Below are 18,023 nucleotides of genomic sequence, written 5' to 3'. Positions count from 1 at the left end.
TGGGAGTCGCCATGAAAGGCCCGCTCGCGTCACTGAAGATCCTCGATTTCTCCACCCTGCTGCCGGGGCCCTTCGCCTCGCTGCTGCTGGCCGACATGGGCGCCGAGGTGTTGCGCGTCGAGTCCCCCACCCGCATGGACCTGGTGCGGGTGCTGCCGCCCCATGACGGCGGGCAGTCCACCAGCCACGCCTACCTGAACCGCAACAAGCGCAGCATCGCGCTGGACCTGAAGCGGCCCGAGGCGCTGGCGGTGATCCATCGCCTGGTGGCCGAGTACGACATCCTGCTGGAGCAGTTCCGTCCTGGCGTGATGGAGCGGCTGGGCCTGGGCTACGAGGCGCTGAAGGCGATCAACCCGCGGCTGATCTACGTCTCCATCACCGGCTACGGGCAGACCGGGCCCTACCGTGACCGAGCCGGGCACGACATCAACTACCTGGCCCTGGCGGGGGTGGCCAGCTACACCGGCCGACGCGACAGCGGCCCGTTGCCGCTGGGGGTGCAACTGGCGGATATCGGCGGTGGTTCGCTGCATGGCGCCCTGGGGTTGCTGGCGGCGGTGATCCACCGGCAGTCGACGGGGGAGGGGCAGCACGTGGACGTGAGCATGACCGACTGCGCCTTCAGCCTGAATGGCATGGCCGGCGCGGGCTACCTGGGGGCGGGTGTCGAGCCGGACATGGAGAACCAGGCGCTCAACGGCGGCAGCTTCTACGACTACTACCGCACCCGTGACGGCCGCTGGTTCTCCGTTGGTTGCCTGGAGCCGCAGTTCATGGAGGCGTTCTGCGCGACCATCGGCCGGCCGGAGCTGGCGGCCCGTGGCCTGTCACCCCGCCCCGAGGACCAGCAGGCGCTCAAGCGTGCCATCGAGATCGAGTTCGAGAAGCGCGACTTCAGCGAGTGGCAACAGGTGTTCGCCGGCCTGGATGCCTGCGTGGAACCCATGCTGCCCCTCTCCGAGGCGGTGGAGCATCCGCAGGTCCGCGCCCGCGAGCTGGTGGTTGAGGTCCCGCGCGAGGGGCAACCGGCCCAGCGCCAGATGGCCTGCCCCATTCGCTTCTCGGCCGGGCTGCCGGCACCGCGCCACACGGGCGTGGCGCTGGGCGCACACACCCGGGAGGTACTGGTGGGTTTGGGCTACACCGAGGAGCAGATCGAGGCGCTGAAGGCTGCTGGCGTCACCGGGCCGGCGAAGGGCTGAGGCGCCTGCCGGCGACGGGCGTCACGTCGCGCCGGGAAGGGCGGGGGGCTTGTCCAGGAGCGTGCGCAGGTACTGCACCACGTCGGCCGCGCCGGCCAGGCGCAGCCCTTCGCCCAGGGCGGTGGCCTCGGGGTTGTCCTTGGGCAGCAGGAGGAACTCGGGGGCCTTGCCCTTGCGGTTCTTGAGCAGGCTGAGGCGGGCATAGGGAATGCCCTCGCTCATCAGCAGGGCCATGAACTCGGCGTGGCTCCAGGCCTCCACCGGCATCGACAGTACGTGGTAACGGCTGTCCAGCAGGTCCAGCCCGGTCGGGAGCAGGCGATAGGTCACCAGGTCGGCCGGCAGCGTGACTTCCATCTGCCGACGCCGGGCATAGACCACAGCGGCCGCGAAGGCCTCGGGGTGGTGGCTGCCGTGCCAGAAGACCCGGTCGCCGTACCAACTGGCCTGGTACAGGGCCAGTCGCTCGCCGGCCAGGAAGCGTGGCAGTGGTTGGCTGATGGCCTTGACGAAATCCTTGTAGCTGATGATCCGCACGTTCTTGCAGGCGGGGGTGGCGGCGTACAGCTCGAAGCTGGGGCAGGGCGGTTCCGGCTCATCGTGGCCATGGATGCCTTCCACCAGGCGCAGGTCGAAGTCGGACAGGTCGCGCCGCTCTTCCTCCACCAGGTGCACCAGCACGGCATGGGCCTGGGCCTTGTCTTCCTGCACCGGGCCGGAGAGCGCGTTGCGCGGCAGGTCCACCAGGCGTTGCAGCGGCGGACCGTTCTGCCACCAGATGTCCGGCTGCAGGGGGGGGAGCGGGGCGAAAGGCAGTTGCAGGCGGCTGGCGTGTTCCAGCACCTGGCGAGAAGCACGACCCACCAGACCCAGGCGTTGAGCCAGGGCTGCCAGGCGGGACGACAGGGTGTTCGTTGGGGACTGCGGCGAACTCATGGCCAGACAAGGACTCCCGGATCACGAGGGGGAGTTTGGCAGAGGTCGAAGATGGCTGCACGGCTTTGACGGCAACGGCAGTGATACCCTGGCGCAGGTCGGCGCTGGGTGCCGGCAGGTTGGATCATTTCGACGAACAATGAGGAGGCCTCCATGCCCAGCCTGGTGCTGGATATCTCACTGACCGCGGACCAGTTCCTCGCGGTCTACCAGGGCCACGCCAATCGGGTGATGGTGCGCAGCCGGGACGGGCGCAAGGTTAGCTTACCTGCGCATCATCTGCGGCCTTTTCTGACCCACGAAGGCATCCACGGTTCCTTCGAGCTGGTATTCGACCCCGCCAGCGGCACCCTGGAGTCATTGCGTCGCCTCGCTTGAGTCGGGCCCGGCGGCTATAATCGCCGGCCCATCCCGTCGATCGAAAACCCGCCCATGTACACCCTGGCCCGCGAGCTGCTGTTCAAACTGTCCCCGGAAACCTCCCATGAGCTGTCCATCGACCTGATCGGGGCCGGCGGACGCCTTGGCCTGAACCGTCTGCTGACCAAGGCGCCGGCCAGTCTGCCGGTCAAGGTGATGGGGCTGGAATTCCCCAACCCCGTGGGCCTGGCCGCCGGCCTGGACAAGAACGGCGACGCCATCGACGGTTTCGCCCAACTGGGCTTCGGCTTCGTCGAGATCGGCACCGTCACCCCCCGGCCGCAACCGGGCAACCCCAAGCCGCGTCTGTTCCGCCTACCCCAGGCCGAGGCGGTGATCAACCGCATGGGCTTCAACAACCACGGCGTCGACCACCTGCTGGCGCGGGTGCGTGCGGCCAAGTACGACGGCGTGCTGGGTATCAACATCGGCAAGAACTTCGACACACCGGTCGAGCGCGCCGTCGATGACTACCTGATCTGCCTGGACAAGGTCTACGCCCACGCCAGCTATGTGACGGTCAACGTCAGCTCCCCCAACACCCCCGGCCTGCGCAGCCTGCAGTTCGGCGACTCGCTCAAGCAACTCCTCGAAGCCCTGCGCCAGCGCCAGGAGGACCTCGCCGTGCAGCACGGTCGCCGCGTGCCGCTGGCAATCAAGATCGCCCCGGACATGAGCGACGAGGAAACCGCCCTGGTAGCCAGTGCGCTGGTGGAGTCAGGCATGGATGCGGTGATCGCCACCAACACCACCCTGGGCCGCGAAGGCGTCGAAGGCCTGGAGCATGGTGACGAGGCCGGTGGCCTGTCGGGCGCGCCGGTGCGGGAGAAGAGCACCCACACCGTGAAGGTGCTGGCGGCGGAACTGGGCGGGCGCCTGCCGATCATCGCCGTGGGCGGGATCACCGAAGGCCGCCACGCCGCCGAGAAGATCGCTGCCGGCGCAAGCCTGGTGCAGATCTACTCGGGCTTCATCTATAAGGGGCCGGCGCTCATTCGTGAGTCGGTGGACGCCATTGCTGCACTGCCGGGATTCGGCAAGGGACGCTGAAATGAAAAGGGCTCCCGCTTGGGAGCCCCTGGGCTTGCGCCCGCCGCCCGGATGGGGCGTGCTTGGTGAAATCGGTCAGGTCCGAGGCATCAGCCTACGGCGTGGAGTTGATTGAGACGGTGAATGCCGGCCGTGCCGGTAAAGCCATCCCAGTGGTCGCCGCGGCCCTCCCGCCAGCCGTTGATCCAGGCTTGGCGAGTGGTGGGATGGGTGAAAGGACAAAGATCGCGGGATTTGCCATGAATGCCGTGCTGGTAACCGCGCAGAAATGCTCGTTCCATCGGATCACGCTTAAGTCTTCTCATAGGGTGTAGCCCTCATTTGTTGACTGTAATGTCCCATGGCCCGGGTGCCGGGCCTGGCAGGTCTGGCCTGCCTTCGGGAGGCGCTGCCGGCGTGGCGCCGCCCTGATCCGCTGCCGTTTCGGTAGCGGATTAAGCTGTGTTCTAACCCTTGCTCCGGGGCATTGGAATGATCGTTTTGTCATAAGGACGTAACGAACATGAGTTCCGGACCATAAGCCGAGCGGGCGTTTTTTCGCCCCTCTGAGCCCTGTGCCACCTGTGGCGCGGCCTTGCGCGAGGTTGATGTCGAGGTGCCATGAAAGCCTCGCGCCTGAGAATGAGAATTCTCCAATCCGACGAAGGGACGTTCTGCGACCTTCAGTCACATAATTCTTCGAGGTGTGGAGACATTTCCCCACCGTTGATCAGCCGAAAGGCACTGGAACTAGCATGTCGGACCGTTACGAACTCTTCCTCACCTGCCCGAAAAGCCTGGAAGGGCTGTTGTTGGAGGAAGTCAGCCAACTCGGCCTGGAGGAGCCTCGCGAGCAAGTCGCCGCCGTTCGTGGCCACGGCAGCCTGGAGACGGCCTACCGGCTGTGCCTCTGGTCGCGCCTGGCCAACCGCGTCCTGCTGGTGCTGGCGCGCTTCCCGGTGAGCAATGCCGACGACCTCTACGAGGGCGTGAAAGCGGTGGACTGGCATGACCACCTGGCCGCCGATGGCAGCCTGGCGGTGGAGTTCAGCGGCCATGGCGCCGGCATCGACAACACCCACTTCGGTGCTCTGAAGGTGAAGGACGCCGTGGTTGACCGCCTGCGCACCAGCACCGGCCAGCGCCCCTCGGTGGACAAGCAGAACCCCGACGTGCGCCTGCACCTGCGCCTGGAGAAGGGCGAGGCGATACTCTCCCTCGACCTTGCCGGCCACAGCCTGCACCAGCGCGGCTACCGCCTGCAGCAGGGCGCGGCACCGCTGAAGGAGAACCTCGCCTCGGCGATCCTGATCCGCGCCGGCTGGCCGCGCATCGCTGCCGAGGGCGGCGCCCTGGCCGACCCCATGTGCGGCGTCGGCACCTTCCTGGTGGAGGCGGCGATGATGGCCGCTGATGTGGCCCCCAATCTCAAGCGCGAGCGCTGGGGCTTCTCCAACTGGCTTGGCCACGTGCCGGCGATCTGGCGCAAGCTGCATGACGAGGCCCAGGTCCGCGCCGAAGCCGGGCTGGCCCGCCCACCGCTGTGGATTCGGGGCTACGAGGCCGACCCCCGGCTGATCCAGCCGGCCCGCAACAACATCGAGCGTGCCGGGCTGGGCGCCTGGGTGAAGATCTACCAGGGCGAGCTGGCCACCTTCGAACCGCGCCCGGACCAGAACCAGAAGGGGCTGGTCATCAGCAACCCGCCCTACGGCGAACGCCTCGGCGACGAAGCCAGCCTGCTCTACCTCTATCAGAACCTCGGCGAGCGCCTGCGCCAGGCCTGCATGGGCTGGGAGGCCGCGGTGTTCACCGGCGCGCCCGAACTGGGCAAGCGCATGGGCATCCGCAGCCACAAGCAGTACGCCTTCTGGAACGGCGCGCTGCCGTGCAAGCTGCTGTTGATCAAGGTGCTGCCCGAGCAGTTCGTCACCGGCTCGCGCCGTCAGGACTCCGCCGTCGAAGCACAACCGGGCGTAGCCCCTGCCGCAGAGCCGGCACGCCTGTCCGAGGGCGGGCAGATGTTTGCCAACCGCCTGCAGAAGAACCTCAAGCAACTGGGCAAGTGGGCGCGCAAGGAAGGCATCCAGTGCTACCGCCTGTACGACGCCGACATGCCCGAGTACGCCCTGGCCGTCGACCTCTATGGCGACTGGGTGCACGTGCAGGAATACGCTCCGCCGCGCTCCATCGACCCGGAGAAGGCCCAGGCCCGTCTGCTGGATGCCCTTGCGGCGATTCCCCAGGCCCTGCAGATCGACCCGTCCCGCGTGGTGGTCAAGCGCCGCGAGCGGCAGACCGGCACCCGCCAGTACGAGCGCCAGGGCGCCGAAGGGCGATTCATGGAGGTGAACGAAGGCGGCGTGAAGCTGTTGGTCAACCTCACCGACTACCTGGACACCGGCCTGTTCCTCGACCATCGCCCCATGCGCCTGCGCATCCAGCGCGAAGCGGCGGGCAAGCGCTTCCTCAACCTGTTCTGCTACACCGCCACCGCCACCGTGCATGCCGCCAAGGGCGGTGCCCGCAGCACCACCAGCGTCGACCTGTCCAAGACCTACCTGGACTGGGCACGGCGCAACCTCTCGCTGAACGGCTTCTCCGACAAGCAACGGTTGCAGCAGGGTGACGTGATGGCCTGGCTGGAGGAGGATCGCGGCGAGTACGACCTGATCTTCATCGACCCGCCGACCTTCTCCAACTCCAAGCGCATGGAGGGGGTGTTCGACGTGCAGCGCGACCATGTTCACCTGCTCGACCTGGCCATGGCTCGCCTGGCCCCTGGTGGGGTGCTCTACTTCTCCAACAACTTCCGCAAGTTCCAGTTGGATGAAGCCCTGAGCGCCCGCTACCAGGTCAGCGAGATCAGCGCCGAGACCCTCGACCCGGACTTCGCCCGCAACGGCAAGATCCACCGAGCCTGGCGCCTGACGGCCTGCTGAGTACCGTCCGTCTCCGCCCGTAAGGGCGGGGCGGAACTTTTCCCGCCGACGCTAGGCAAAATGCCATCACCCCGCTAGGTTTGTGATCACAGGGACGTCTTCTCCATCACGAACCGAGGCTCGAGCATGGCCATGCCTGCCCAGGCAACCACGTCCCCTTTCTCACCTGCAGGCAACCGCGGGCTGCTTTGGCTCATCTGCGTACTGGTCATCGGCATCGGACTGGGGTTCACCGGCCTGCTCTGCCGTGCCGTGCATGACTCCGAGGAGCACCAGTTGCGGGAGCGTTTCACCCAGGTCGCCAACGAGCGCGTCAGTCGGGTGGAGGAGCGCCTCAGCGGTCAATTGAAGGAGCTGGATGCGCTGCAGCGCTTCGTGGCCAACTCGCCCCATCTCGACCTGCAGCGCTACCGGCGCTTCGTCGAGCCGATGCTGCTGGACGCACTGGCCTATTACTGGGTGCCGCGGGTTGAGTCCGGGCAGCGTGGCGCCTATGAGGCCAGGGCGCGCCGAGAGGGGCTGATGGATTTCCGCATCCATGACCTGGAGGGTGCCAGCCCTGTTCGCGACTACTACCTGCCGCTCTTCTACGGCGCCGCACGCCGCAACAGCGCGCTGCCCATCGGGTTGGACATGCGCGCCTTGCCCGAGCGCCAGGCGCTGCTGAACAAGGCCGAAGTGGAGCGGCAGGTGACGGTGTCCGGCCTTGTCCGGGTCTACGGCATGCCGGACGACGTTCACGAAGGTGTCCTGATCGTCGCCCCGGTGCTGGGCAGGGCGGAGGAGCCACTGCCTGGCTTCGTCGTTGCCATCGTCAGCCTGCGCCAGGAGCTGGAAGAAGGCCTGCCGAGCGAAATGCTCGCCAACCTGCCCACACGGCTCGACGACATCACCGACCCGGCTCGTCCGCAGCGCCTTTACCAGAGCCATTCCGCCGCCGACCTCAGTGGGTTGGTGGTGGAGCGTACCCTGGCTTTCGGCGACCGGACCTACCGCCTGGAGGTGCGCCCCAGCCCGAAGTTCCTCGCTGACAACCGCACCACCTCCTGGCACCTGGTGCTGGGCACCGGCATTGCCCTCAGCCTGATGCTGGGCGGCTACGTCCTGCTGCTCATCAGCCAGCGCCAGCGGGCCCTGCGCCTGGTGGCCGAGCGTACCGCCGAACTGCACGAGCGGGAGATGCAGCTCAAGCTCAGCGAGGAGCGCTGGAGCTTCGCCCTGGACGGTGCTGGTCATGGCGTTTGGGACTGGGAGCCGGACAGCGGCCGGATGTTCTTCTCGCCCGCCTGGAAGACCATGCTCGGCTACCTGCCCGGGGAGCTGGAGGACAGCCTCGACACTGCGCTCGGGCTGCGCCACCCCGATGACCTGCAGGGTTCGCTGGAGGCGCTGCGGCGCTACCTGAACGGCGAAGTCGACGTCTACCGCAGCGAGCACCGCATGCGCCGCAAGGACGGCAGTTGGGCCTGGGTGCTGGAGCGTGGCCAGGTGGTGGAGGTCAACGACGACGGTTCGCCACTGCGGCTGATCGGTACCCAGACCGACATCAGCGAGAGCAAGGTGGTGGAGCTGCAGTTGGCCCTGGCCAACGGCAACCTGCGCAGCCTGCTGGACGCGGCGACCGAGGTGTCGATCATCGCCACTGACCTCGAGGGCTACATCCTGCAGTTCAATGCCGGTGCCGAGCGCATGTTCGGCTACAGCGCCGAGGAGATGCTTGGCACCCGTCCCCACACCCTGCACCTCGAAAGTGAGGTGCGCGAGCGCTGTGCGGCCCTGGCCCAGCGCCTCGGCCGCCCGGTACCCGACCTCCATCGGTACGTGGTGGAGGTAACTGCCGGGCGCTGTTACGACGAACACGAGTGGACCTACGTGCGCAAGGACGGCAGCCAGTTGATCGGCAACCTGATCCTCACCGAAGTGCGCAACGAGGCGGGCGAGTTGATCGGCTTCCTCGGCATTTCCACCGACATCACCGAGCGCAAGCGCGTGCAACAGGCCCTGGAGGAGCGCGACCGCCTGCTGGAGAAGCTCAGCGCGCGGGTACCGGGGGCGATCTACCAGTACCAGCTGATGCCCGACGGCTCCAGTCGCTTCCCCTATGTCAGTGCCGGCATCCACGACCTGGTAGAGATGAGCGCTCTCGACGCCCGGCTGGATGGTGAGCGGTTGTACCAGCGCGTTCACCCCGAGGACCTTGAGCGTGTGCAGGGCAGCATCCTCGCCTCTGCCCAGACCCTGGAGACCTGGCGAGAGGACTTCCGTGTGCTCCTGCCGCATAAGGGCGTGCGCTGGCTGCGTGGTGAGTCGGTGCCCGAGCGCATGCCCGACGGCAGCGTGCTCTGGCATGGCTACATCTCCGACATCACCGGCCACAAGCTGGTGGAGCAGGAGCTGCGCACCCTCTCCATCACCGACGCCCTCACCGGTGTGTACAACCGCCGGCACTTCCAAGAGCGCCTGGAAGTGGAGATCGCCCGCGCCCAGCGCAGCGAAGGGCCGCTGTCGGTGGTGATGTTCGACATCGACCATTTCAAGCAGGTCAACGACCGCTTCGGCCATGAGGTCGGCGATCGGGTGCTCAAGATCATCTGCCAGCGGGTCGGCGAGCGGCTGCGGCGCATCGACGTGTTCTGTCGTCTGGGGGGCGAGGAGTTCATCGTCATTTGCCCCAACACCGGGGAGGCCCAGGTCCAGGTGCTGGCCGAGGCGTTGTGGAGCACCTTGTCGAAGGACGCGCTGCCGGAGGTTGGGGTGGTCACCGCCAGCTTCGGGCTGGCCTGCTGGCGTGAGGGGGAACTGGCCGACGACCTGCTGCGGAGGGTCGACGAGGCGGTCTATGCCGCCAAGCAGGCCGGGCGCAATCGCGTCTGCGTCGCGGCCTGACGGGCGGCCCCGGTCGGGGCCGCCGTTCATCTCAACGGGCGCTGCCCTTGGACTGGTGCAGGTCCAGCAGCACCTGGTCGAGAATCGACGAGGCGCCCCAGGGGCGCGGGTCGTTGAGGATTGCTACCACCGCCCAGGTGTTGCCCGCGCCGTCGCGGCTGAAGCCGGCAATGGCGCGCACCGTGTTCAGGGTGCCGGTCTTGATGTGGGCTTCGCCGGCCATGGGGGTGCGGCGCAGGCGCTTGCGCATGGTGCCGTCCATCGCCACCAGCGGTAGCGAGGCGATGAATTCGGCGGCGTAGGGGCTCTGCCAGGCCGCGTGGAGGATGGTGGCCATCTCCCGCGCGCTGACCCGCTCGTTGCGCGACAGCCCCGAGCCGTTCTCCATCACCAGGTGCGGGGCAGTTATGCCCTTTTGAGCCAGCCACTTGCGGATGACCCGCTGTGCCGCCTTGGCGTCGTCGCCATCCACTTCATTGCGGAACTGCGCGCCGATGCTGAGGAACAGCTGCTGGGCCATGGTGTTGTTGCTGTACTTGTTGATGTCCCGAATGATCTCCACCAGATCCGGGGAGAAGGCGCGGGCCAGCAGCTTGGCGTCCTTGGGCACGTCGGCCTGGCGGTCCTTACCGAGGATCGAGCCGCCCAGCTCCTTCCAGATGGCGCGCACGGCACCTGCGGCATAGGCCGGGTGATCGAGGATCGACAGGTAGGTCTGGGCGCTGCAGCCTTCCGGCAGTTGGCCGATGGCGATCACCGTGGTGCCGTCGAACTGGGTCACCGGGTTGTAGCGCACGTCCGGGAAGGCGGGGCAGGGCGCAGCCTTGGTCACCTTGATCTGGTTGTCCAGACGGATGCTCTCGATGGGCGGCTCGGCCGCCAGGGTCACGCGGCCCCCATCGGCACGGGCGACGAAGCGCAGCGCCTTGAGGTTGACCAGCAGCGAATCCGGGCCCACCAGGAAGGGCTTGTTGTCGTCGCCGCCGTCGTCGTTGAACGCCGGCAACTGCGGGTGGACGAAGCGGCTGCGGTCCAGCACCAGGTCACCGGTGACCTTCAGCACGCCGTTGGCGCGCAGGTCGCGCATCATCAGCCACAGCTTCTCCATGTTCAGCTTCGGGTCGCCACCACCCTTGAGGTAGAGGTTGCCGTTGAGCACCCCGTCCTTGAGCGTGCCGTCGGTATAGAACTCGGTCTTCCACTGGTAGGTGGGACCCAGCAGCTCCAGGGCTGCATAGGTGGTGATCAGCTTCATGGTGGAGGCCGGGTTCACCGACACGTCCGCGTTGAAGATGGTCTGGGCACCCGGGCCGGTCAGCGGCAGGGTCACCAGCGACAGCGAGGAGGGCGCGATCTTGTTCTTCTTCAGGGCCTGCTGGACCTTCGGTGTGAGGGTCGCGTTGACCTGGACGGCCTGGGCCGGCAGGGCGAAGGGCAGGAACAGGCCGGCGAAGGCGAGCGGGCGAAGGGTCTTGAACAGGGATATCAACGGCGGTCCTCCGGATGGAGGTGGACAACGGGGGCATGCATGGCAAGGTGTTCCCACGGTGGTTTGGGGAAAATGCGCGCATTATGCCGCAAGCGACCGCCGGGCGCAGGGGCCCATGCGGCACGGGCCAAGCGGCGCCGAACCTGCTAGAGTGCGCGCCTTGAAAACCTCTGAGGACTGCCTGATGGCCAAGAACCGCTCCCGTCGCCTGCGTAAGAAGCTCTGTGTGGATGAATTCCAGGAGCTGGGCTGCGAACTCAGCCTGACCTACAAGGAAGGCCTGGACCTCAACGCACTGCAGGACTTCCTGGATGCCTTCATCGTCGAAGCCATCGATGGCAACGGCCTGGGCTACGTCGGTGGCGAAGACTACGGTTTCGTCTGCCTGGCCAAGCGCGGCTCGGTCAACGAAGAGCAGCGCACCGCCCTGGAAGCCTGGCTCAAGGGCCGCAGCGAACTGGCCGAGTTCAACCTCAGCCCGCTGGTCGACGTGTGGTACCCCGAGAACGCGATCAACGCCCAGTAAGCGTCGACGTGACTCGGAGAAAAGGCGCCCCAGGGCGCCTTTTTTCATGTCTGCAGGAACACCGCAGCCGCTATGACGGGTTCCCCACAACCTCCGCCCGCTGCAGCAGTTGCGCTTCGTCCACCGCATCCACCTGTTCGGGCCGCAGGAAGCGTTCGGCGTAGTCCCGGTACACGCCGCTGCGGATGAACAGCCCGAACAGCTCGGTGTCGATGTGCGCGCCCTTGCACATGCCGGCCATGATCCCCAGCGCTTCGGAGAGGGTCTTGCCCTTCTTGTAGGGGCGGTCCACGGCGGTCAGCGCCTCGAAGATGTCGGCGATGGCCATCATCCGCGCCGGCAGGCTCATCTGCTCGCGGAGCAGGCGCTTGGGATAGCCGGTGCCGTCCATCTTCTCGTGGTGGCCGCCAGCGATCTCCGCCACGTTCTTCAGGTGCGGCGGGAAGGGCAGGCGGCTGAGCATCAGGATGGTCTGCACGATGTGGTGGTTGATGATGTAGCGCTCCTCCGCCGTCAGCGTGCCGCGTGCGATGGCGAGGTTGTGCAGTTCGCCCCGGTTGAACTTGTACTCCGGCACGTCGAGACGGAACCCCCAGGGGTTGTCCACCGCCATGCGCTCGCCCTCGGCGCGCTCCAGCAGGTGCTCGGGGCGGTCGGCCAGCAGCGGTTCCTCCGCCGGCAGGGGGCGGGGCGGCGTGCGCGCCTGGCGCTGGGCCTCTTCCCAGGACACCCCCAGGCGGTCGTCCAGGGTGCGCAGCCAGGTGCGCCCGGCGATGGCCTGGAGACGCTGCTGGTCTGCCTCGGCCATGAACTCCCCGCCCAGGTTGCAGCGGGCGATGAAGGCGAACTCGTCGTCCAGGGTGGCCAGCAAGGTGTCCCGCTGCGCGGCCAGCACGGCCTCGTCGGCGCCTTCGGCACGGGCCTGCCAGTAGGCGATCCAGGCATCGCGCTTGAGCACCTCGAAGCGCATCCGCACCTCGTGGATGCGGTCGTAGAGGGTTTCCAGCTTGGTGGCCTTGTCCACCACGTACTCGGGGGTGGTCACCTTGCCGCAGTCGTGCAGCCAGGCGGCGATGTGCAGGGCCTCCCAATCCTCCTCGGTGGGGTTGTAGTCGCGGAAGGGGCCGTCTGCGCTCTCGGCTGCGGCGCGGGCCAGTGCCAGGGTGATCTCCGGCACCCGCTGGCAGTGGCCGCCGGTGTAGGGGCTCTTGGCATCGATGGCACCGGCGATCAGTTGGATGAACGCATCCAGCAACTGCTTCTGCCGTTCCAGCAGGCGCTGGCTCTCGATGCACAGCGCTGCCACGCCGGACAGGGCTTCGACGAAGGCGACACGCTCCGGCCGCAGCATGGCTGGGTCGGCCTCGCCGTCGGTGTCGCGCTGCAGCAGTACCAGCAGGCCGATGGTGTCGCCCTGGCGGTTGTGCAGGCCGGTGCCCATCAGGTGCGCGCGCGCTGTGCCCAGGGCGTTCAGCAGCGGCCCCAACTCGCCGGCCTGGTCGTAGCCGAGCGCCTGGGCCAGGGTCGCGCCCCCGGTGGCGGGCTGGCGGATCCAGGCGGGGAGGGCGGGGTCATCCCTGCCGTGTGCCGACAGGCCCAGCTCCGTGGGTTGTCGCTGCTGGCCGTCGAGAAACAGGGCCTGGGGTTCGAGCCGCCCCTGCTCGGCGTCCAGCAGGTAGAGGATGCCGCCGGCGGATTCGCTGATCTCCACGGTCTCCTTGAGGACTCGGCTCAACAGCGCATCGAAACGCTTCTCCGCCGACAGGCTGGCGGTGATGTCGAGGAAGCTGCCCAGCGTGTCCTTCATCTTCGCCATCGCCACGGCCAGTTGGTCCACCTCCAGCACCGGGGAGCGGCCGAGTGCGGGGACGGCGAAGTCGAAGCGGCGGATGGCCTCGGCCTCCACCACCAGCGCCCGCAGGGGTTTCACCAGGATGCGCGAGAGCAGCCAGCCGATCGGGATGCACAGGATGAGGGTGACCAGAGTGAGCACGCCGCCCTGCCAACGGATGCGATAGGCATCGGCCAGCAGCTCGTCCTCTGGGACCAGCAGGGCCAGGTAGAGCCCCTTGGGACCGCCCGCCTGCAGGTGCTGGCGGGAAACCACCCATTGGCGTCCCGCCAGTTTCAGGGTGATGCGCAGGTCACCCTGCTCGCTGCGGGCGAGCAGCGCAGCAATGGCCGGGTCCAGGTCGCGGGCCATGTTCAGGCGCGGCTTGTCGTCGATGTGGGTGATCAGGCGCGCGCTGTCGGGATACGCCACCGCCTCGCCACCAGGGGCGAACAGCACCACCTGGGTGCCGGGGGTGACCCGGTGCGCGGCCAGGGTGGCGGACAGGTCGTCCAGGGTCAGGTCGGCGCCGATCACCGAGTCCTCGCCCGCCGGCATGGCCAGGGTGGTGCCCACCGCACCACTGGAGAAGAACACGTAGGGCGCGGTGGCGATGTGGTCACCCTGCTCCAGGGCGGTGTTGAACCAGGGGCGGCCGCGCGGATCGTAGCGCTCGTTGAGGTTCTGCCGGCGGCTGATCACCGCCAGGTTGTCGTCGAGGAACAGTGATTCCGACTGGGCACGGGAGAGGTTGTTGCGCTCGATGCTCCAGACCTGGAAGGCCGCACCGGGTGGGGCATCGAAGCGCTTCTTCAACGCCTCGGTGCGCAGCGGGCGGACCATGAGGAAGTCACCGTCGTCGTACCCCTGATAGAGGGCGGCCAGCTTGGGGTGGTCGCGCAGGGCCTGGACAAAGGGCCTGAGCAGGCGCTCCTGGCGCTGCCAGGCTGCATCCTGCGCGTTGCCTGGGGTCAGCGCCATGAGGTTGAGCAGGGTATCGATGGGGCGGTACGTGCCTTCCAGGTCCGCCTCCACCTGCTGGCTGATCCGTCCGAATAGCGCATCGCTGCTGGACAGGATGATCTGGGTCGCCTGGCGGTAGTTGAAGACGCCGAGGACCACTCCGGAGATCAACAGAAGCAGGGTGAACAGCAGGCTGATGTGGACATGCAATGGAAATCGACGTTCGAGCGACCTTGGCATTGCCGAAGCTCCTGATCCCTGTCGTTGAGGCGCGTGTGCAGCATAGATGAGGGTCGGAGTCAGTGCCGGTGGCGGCAGAAAAAGAGCCGCTTGCCGCAAGGCTTCAGGCTGCCAAGCACAATCGGGTGCGCTGTGCACCTGTATCCAGGCTGGCGGACGCTGGGAATCAGAGGGAAAAGACGGGTTTTGGCCCTGACACTGCGGCTGGTAAGTAGGACTATTCCTAAGGTTCTGACGGCTGCGTCCCTAATCCCTGCGATCCACCCCATCGACGCTCGACAGGTCTCCCGTCATCTCTATCTTGGCGAAACCCGTACACCTCAAGGGAGATAACAAGGTGAGCAAACTGGTAGACCTGGATGAGTTCCTGCGCATGGGGAACGAGGCACCGAGCAAGGTGCTGATCGTCGACGATCACCCCGTAATCCGCCTGGCCGTGCGCCTGCTTCTCAACCGCGAGGGGTATGAAGTGATCGCCGAGACCGACAACGGCGTGGACGCCATCGCACTGGCCCGGGAACACGTGCCGGACCTCATCATCCTCGACATCGGCATCCCCAAGCTGGGTGGCCTCGACGTCATCGCCCGCCTCAGCTCGCTGGAGCTGCCGCTGCGCATCCTCGTGCTGACCGGGCAGAACCCCAGCCACTACGCCGCCCGCTGCATGCAGGCCGGTGCTGCCGGCTTCGTCTGCAAGGAAGGCGACCTGGGCGAACTGGCGTCGTCGGTGCGTGCGGTGCTGTCGGGCTACAGCTACTTCCCCAGCGACGTGATCCGTTCCGGCAAGCGCCAGGTCGGCGTACCCGACGAGCAGGAGCTGATCAGCCGCCTCTCCGACCGCGAGCTGGTGGTGTTGAAGTACCTGGCCAACGGCTACAGCAACAAGCGCATCGCCGACGAGATGTTCATCAGCAACAAGACCGTCAGTACCTACAAGTCCCGCCTGCTGCTCAAGCTCAACGCCCGCTCGTTGATCGAGCTGGTGGAATTCGCCAATCGCAACGCGCTGGTCTGAGCGCATTGCAACCCCGTAGGCGTCGAGATCGGCGGCGCTGCGGGGGTCAGTCGCGCAGGGGCTTGGTGACGGGCTCCGCCAGCGGTGCCGGTCCAGTCGCCCCACGTGTTTCCCCTACCTCCACTTCTGCCTCCGCCGGCGCCCGTGGCGCCCAGCGCAGGCGTGCCCGGTGCGCGCCATAGGCCACCAGCAGTGCCAAGGCTGCGCCCAGCAGACTGTTGTAGAGCCGCACTTCCGGCAGGTGCCAGTCGTGGGCCAGGCTCTCGGCCAGCAGCACGAAGCACAGCGTGGTCTGGGCGACGAACAGGCCGTAGTGCTGAGCGATGAAGGCACGGCTGAGCACGATCAGCGGCAGCATCGCCGTAACCAGCCAACCCGGGCTCTCCATCCAGTGGCCGAACAGGATCAGTGCCAGCGCTGCCGCCAGGCTGCCGAGGCTGCGCTGTATGGCCCGTACCAGGCTGCTGTCCAGCTCCATCTGCAAGGTCGTCACCACCGTCAGCGTCAGCCAGTAGCCCCGGGGCAGGCCGCTGAGGTTGGCCGCCAGGCCCGCCAGGGCAACCGCCAGGGTGCAGGCCAGGGCGTGGATCCACCACAGCCGCTGCGGCAGGCGCCCGGCGTGCCGGCCGAACACCTTGATGAACCCGCCCAGGCGCGGCAGCACCGGCCACAGGCGCAGGCCATGGGCGCCCCGCAGGAAGAACGCCAGCAGCATCACCCACAGCCCGCCGATGGCGAACAGCGCGCCCACCGCCAGGCCGTTGTGCAGGTTGCCGCTGCCGGCCTGGCCCTGGCCCAGGCACAGACACACCGCCAGGCCAACCCCCAGCTTGCCCAGCTCCGTGCCGTAGCGCTGCAGCACCGCCAGCAGGAACCCCCACAGGGCGAAGGTGCCGAGGCTGGCCAGGGGATGGCTGGCAGCCCAGAAGCCGATGCCTGCGCTGAGAGCGCCGAGCAGGGTGAGCAGCAGCATGCGCAGCATGCCGAAGCGGTGCATCGGGTTGGCCAGCGCCGCCTGGAAGGCCCCGGTGGCTGCCCAGAGAAAGCCCGTGTGCGCAGTGAACAGGCCCAGCAGCAGCGGCAGGCCGCAGCCCAGGCCGGCGATGGCCGCCGGGCCCCAGGCCGGAGGGCCGGCGTGCCAGTGAAAGCTCTGCCTGATCGCCTGACGCATGACGCTTCCCTAGACCGGGCTCGAACGGCCGGTCATCTCCCGGGCCATCTCGGTGGCGTAGCTGTCGGTCATGCCGGCGATGAAGTCCAGCACCCGCAGGAAGGAGCGGTACAGCGGCCAGCCCGGATTGGGCGCGTTGTTGCCCAGCAGGTCGAGGATGCGCCGGTTCTTGAAGGACGGCGTACGCCCGCCGTGCTGCTCCAGCGCCGCGCCACAGAAGGCGTTGAGGAGGATTTCCAGGGTGGTGTAGGCGCCGATCTCATGCAGCGTCTTGCGCTTGTCCTGGAAGATGCGCTCGCGGGCGATGGCCTTGGCGCGCAGCACGCAACGCTTGGCCGGGCCGTCCATGTGCTCCACCAGGTCGCCGTGCAGAGTGCCGGCGAGCAGGGCGTCCTGCTGTTCGACGAAGGCCCGCGCGGCGGCGTTGGTCAGGTGTTCGATGGCCTTGCCACGCAGGATCGCCAGCTTGCGCCTGCGCGAGTCGTGAGGGCCCAACTGGCGGTAGGTTTCCGGCAGGTCGTCGCCCACCAGGCCCAGCAGCACCGCCTCCACCTCGGCGTAGTCCAGCAGCTCCATCTCCAGGCCGTCTTCCAGGTCGATGAGGGCATAGCAGATGTCGTCGGCCGCCTCCATCAGGTAGACCAGCGGGTGGCGCGCCCAGCGCTGGGGTTCCAGTTGCGGCATGCCGAGCTTCTGGGTGATCTGCTCCATCAGCGGCAGTTCGCTCTGGTAACAGCCGAACTTGTGTTTCTTGTAGCCCAATGCCTCGGCGTGCCGGGACGTCCAGGGGTACTTGAGGTACGCGCCGAGGGTGGCGTAGGTCAGGCGCGTGCCGCCGTCGAACTGGTGGTACTCCAGCTGGGTGAGCACGCGAAAGCCCTGGGCATTGCCCTCGAAGCTGAGGAAGTCGGCACGCTCGACGTCGCTCATCGCATCCAGCCAGCCGCGCCCGGCCGCCTGCTGGAACCAATGGCGGATAGCGTCCTCGCCGGAGTGGCCGAACGGCGGGTTGCCGATGTCGTGGGCCAGGCAGGCGGACTGCACGATCACCCCCAGGTCCGAGGGCTCGCACCAGTCCGGCAGCGCCTCGCGCAGCACCTCGCCCACGCGCATGCCCAGGGAGCGGCCGACGCAGCCCACCTCCAGGGAATGGGTCAGGCGGGTGTGGATGTGGTCGTTGCTGGAGACCGGGTGCACCTGGGTCTTGCGGCCCAGGCGGCGGAAGGCGCCGGAAAAGATGATGCGGTCGTGATCCTTGTGGAACGGGCTGCGGCCCAGCTCCTCGGTGCTGTGCACCGGCTTGCCGAGCCGTTCCCGCGTAAGCAGTGTCTGCCAGTCCAATGCCTGTCCTCGCCTCAGTGGCTCAATGG

13 protein-coding genes are annotated in these 18,023 nt (G+C 67.3%); 7 read left to right on the top strand and 6 right to left on the bottom strand.

Features of this window, described 5'->3' with window-relative positions; translation table 11 throughout:
* Positions 1 to 11 precede the first annotated feature (11 nt).
* Positions 12 to 1,205: a CaiB/BaiF CoA-transferase family protein gene (locus tag A7D27_RS10735; RefSeq protein ID WP_069564862.1), complete on the top strand. Its 1,194-nt coding sequence runs from the start codon at positions 12 to 14 to the stop codon at positions 1,203 to 1,205.
* 21 nt (positions 1,206 to 1,226) lie between these two features.
* On the opposite strand, the gene A7D27_RS10730 is transcribed toward A7D27_RS10735, so the two are convergent.
* Positions 1,227 to 2,141, bottom strand: a complete 915-nt coding sequence (locus A7D27_RS10730) for a DUF6685 family protein (protein WP_069560852.1) — start codon at positions 2,139 to 2,141, stop codon at positions 1,227 to 1,229.
* 153 nt (positions 2,142 to 2,294) lie between these two features.
* On the opposite strand from A7D27_RS10730, the gene A7D27_RS10725 reads away from it, so the two are divergent.
* Positions 2,295 to 2,519 (top strand): DUF2835 domain-containing protein, encoded by a 225-nt coding sequence (locus A7D27_RS10725; protein WP_069560851.1) that lies wholly within the window; start codon positions 2,295 to 2,297, stop codon positions 2,517 to 2,519.
* Positions 2,520 to 2,573: 54 nt separating this feature from the next.
* Positions 2,574 to 3,611 (top strand): quinone-dependent dihydroorotate dehydrogenase, encoded by a 1,038-nt coding sequence (locus tag A7D27_RS10720; RefSeq protein ID WP_069564861.1) that lies wholly within the window; start codon positions 2,574 to 2,576, stop codon positions 3,609 to 3,611.
* Positions 3,612 to 3,700: 89 nt separating this feature from the next.
* On the opposite strand, the gene rmf is transcribed toward A7D27_RS10720, so the two are convergent.
* A complete protein-coding gene (gene rmf, locus A7D27_RS27120; protein WP_074968920.1) occupies positions 3,701 to 3,916 on the bottom strand; it encodes a ribosome modulation factor in 216 nt (71 codons plus the stop codon).
* A gap of 429 nt (positions 3,917 to 4,345) precedes the next feature.
* Between rmf and rlmKL the strand changes: the two genes are divergently transcribed.
* Together rlmKL and A7D27_RS10710 are read left to right on the top strand one after the other, a co-directional pair.
* Positions 4,346 to 6,532 (top strand): bifunctional 23S rRNA (guanine(2069)-N(7))-methyltransferase RlmK/23S rRNA (guanine(2445)-N(2))-methyltransferase RlmL, encoded by a 2,187-nt coding sequence (rlmKL, locus tag A7D27_RS10715; protein WP_069560849.1) that lies wholly within the window; start codon positions 4,346 to 4,348, stop codon positions 6,530 to 6,532.
* 132 nt (positions 6,533 to 6,664) lie between these two features.
* A complete protein-coding gene (locus A7D27_RS10710; RefSeq protein WP_256557156.1) occupies positions 6,665 to 9,418 on the top strand; it encodes a diguanylate cyclase in 2,754 nt (917 codons plus the stop codon).
* A gap of 31 nt (positions 9,419 to 9,449) precedes the next feature.
* Here A7D27_RS10710 and dacB read toward each other — a convergent pair whose 3' ends face one another.
* Positions 9,450 to 10,898 carry a D-alanyl-D-alanine carboxypeptidase/D-alanyl-D-alanine-endopeptidase gene (gene dacB / locus A7D27_RS10705; protein ID WP_069564880.1) on the bottom strand — a complete coding sequence of 483 codons (1,449 nt, stop codon included), beginning with the start codon at positions 10,896 to 10,898 and terminating at the stop codon, positions 9,450 to 9,452.
* Between the two features lie 193 nt (positions 10,899 to 11,091).
* Here dacB and A7D27_RS10700 point away from each other — a divergent pair, with 193 nt between their 5' ends.
* Entirely contained in the window at positions 11,092 to 11,433 is a 342-nt protein-coding gene (locus A7D27_RS10700) for a YggL family protein (protein ID WP_044406107.1), read from the top strand.
* 70 nt (positions 11,434 to 11,503) lie between these two features.
* Here A7D27_RS10700 and A7D27_RS10695 read toward each other — a convergent pair whose 3' ends face one another.
* Positions 11,504 to 14,467, bottom strand: a complete 2,964-nt coding sequence (locus A7D27_RS10695; protein ID WP_069564859.1) for an HD domain-containing phosphohydrolase — start codon at positions 14,465 to 14,467, stop codon at positions 11,504 to 11,506.
* A gap of 373 nt (positions 14,468 to 14,840) precedes the next feature.
* On the opposite strand from A7D27_RS10695, the gene A7D27_RS10690 reads away from it, so the two are divergent.
* Complete coding sequence (locus A7D27_RS10690; RefSeq protein WP_069560921.1) at positions 14,841 to 15,482, top strand: response regulator transcription factor; 642 nt, start codon at positions 14,841 to 14,843, stop codon at positions 15,480 to 15,482.
* Positions 15,483 to 15,528: 46 nt separating this feature from the next.
* On the opposite strand, the gene A7D27_RS10685 is transcribed toward A7D27_RS10690, so the two are convergent.
* Positions 15,529 to 16,653, bottom strand: a complete 1,125-nt coding sequence (locus A7D27_RS10685; protein ID WP_083265599.1) for an FUSC family protein — start codon at positions 16,651 to 16,653, stop codon at positions 15,529 to 15,531.
* A gap of 9 nt (positions 16,654 to 16,662) precedes the next feature.
* The gene (locus A7D27_RS10680; protein ID WP_069560846.1) at positions 16,663 to 17,994 is read right to left on the bottom strand and encodes a deoxyguanosinetriphosphate triphosphohydrolase; all 1,332 of its coding nucleotides are present in this window, start codon (positions 17,992 to 17,994) and stop codon (positions 16,663 to 16,665) included.
* Between the last annotated feature and the right edge of the window lie 29 nt (positions 17,995 to 18,023).

Origin of the sequence: Pseudomonas sp. 1D4 (assembly GCF_001728925.1) — a bacterium.
Lineage (GTDB): Bacteria > Pseudomonadota > Gammaproteobacteria > Pseudomonadales > Pseudomonadaceae > Metapseudomonas > Metapseudomonas otitidis.
Note: the sequence above shows the minus strand (reverse complement) of the source record. Positions and strands in the feature narration are given on the sequence as shown.

Bases quoted from the DNA above. Each gene is read 5' to 3' on its own strand.
- A7D27_RS10735 (WP_069564862.1), top strand. From the start codon at position 12: ATGAAAGGCCCGCTCGCGTCACTGAAGATCCTCGATTTCTCCACCCTG.
- A7D27_RS10730 (WP_069560852.1), bottom strand. From the start codon at position 2,141: ATGAGTTCGCCGCAGTCCCCAACGAACACCCTGTCGTCCCGCCTGGCA.
- A7D27_RS10725 (WP_069560851.1), top strand. From the start codon at position 2,295: ATGCCCAGCCTGGTGCTGGATATCTCACTGACCGCGGACCAGTTCCTC.
- A7D27_RS10720 (WP_069564861.1), top strand. From the start codon at position 2,574: ATGTACACCCTGGCCCGCGAGCTGCTGTTCAAACTGTCCCCGGAAACC.
- rmf (WP_074968920.1), bottom strand. From the start codon at position 3,916: ATGAGAAGACTTAAGCGTGATCCGATGGAACGAGCATTTCTGCGCGGT.
- rlmKL (WP_069560849.1), top strand. From the start codon at position 4,346: ATGTCGGACCGTTACGAACTCTTCCTCACCTGCCCGAAAAGCCTGGAA.
- A7D27_RS10710 (WP_256557156.1), top strand. From the start codon at position 6,665: ATGCCTGCCCAGGCAACCACGTCCCCTTTCTCACCTGCAGGCAACCGC.
- A7D27_RS10700 (WP_044406107.1), top strand. From the start codon at position 11,092: ATGGCCAAGAACCGCTCCCGTCGCCTGCGTAAGAAGCTCTGTGTGGAT.
- A7D27_RS10695 (WP_069564859.1), bottom strand. From the start codon at position 14,467: ATGCCAAGGTCGCTCGAACGTCGATTTCCATTGCATGTCCACATCAGC.
- A7D27_RS10690 (WP_069560921.1), top strand. From the start codon at position 14,841: ATGGGGAACGAGGCACCGAGCAAGGTGCTGATCGTCGACGATCACCCC.
- A7D27_RS10685 (WP_083265599.1), bottom strand. From the start codon at position 16,653: ATGCGTCAGGCGATCAGGCAGAGCTTTCACTGGCACGCCGGCCCTCCG.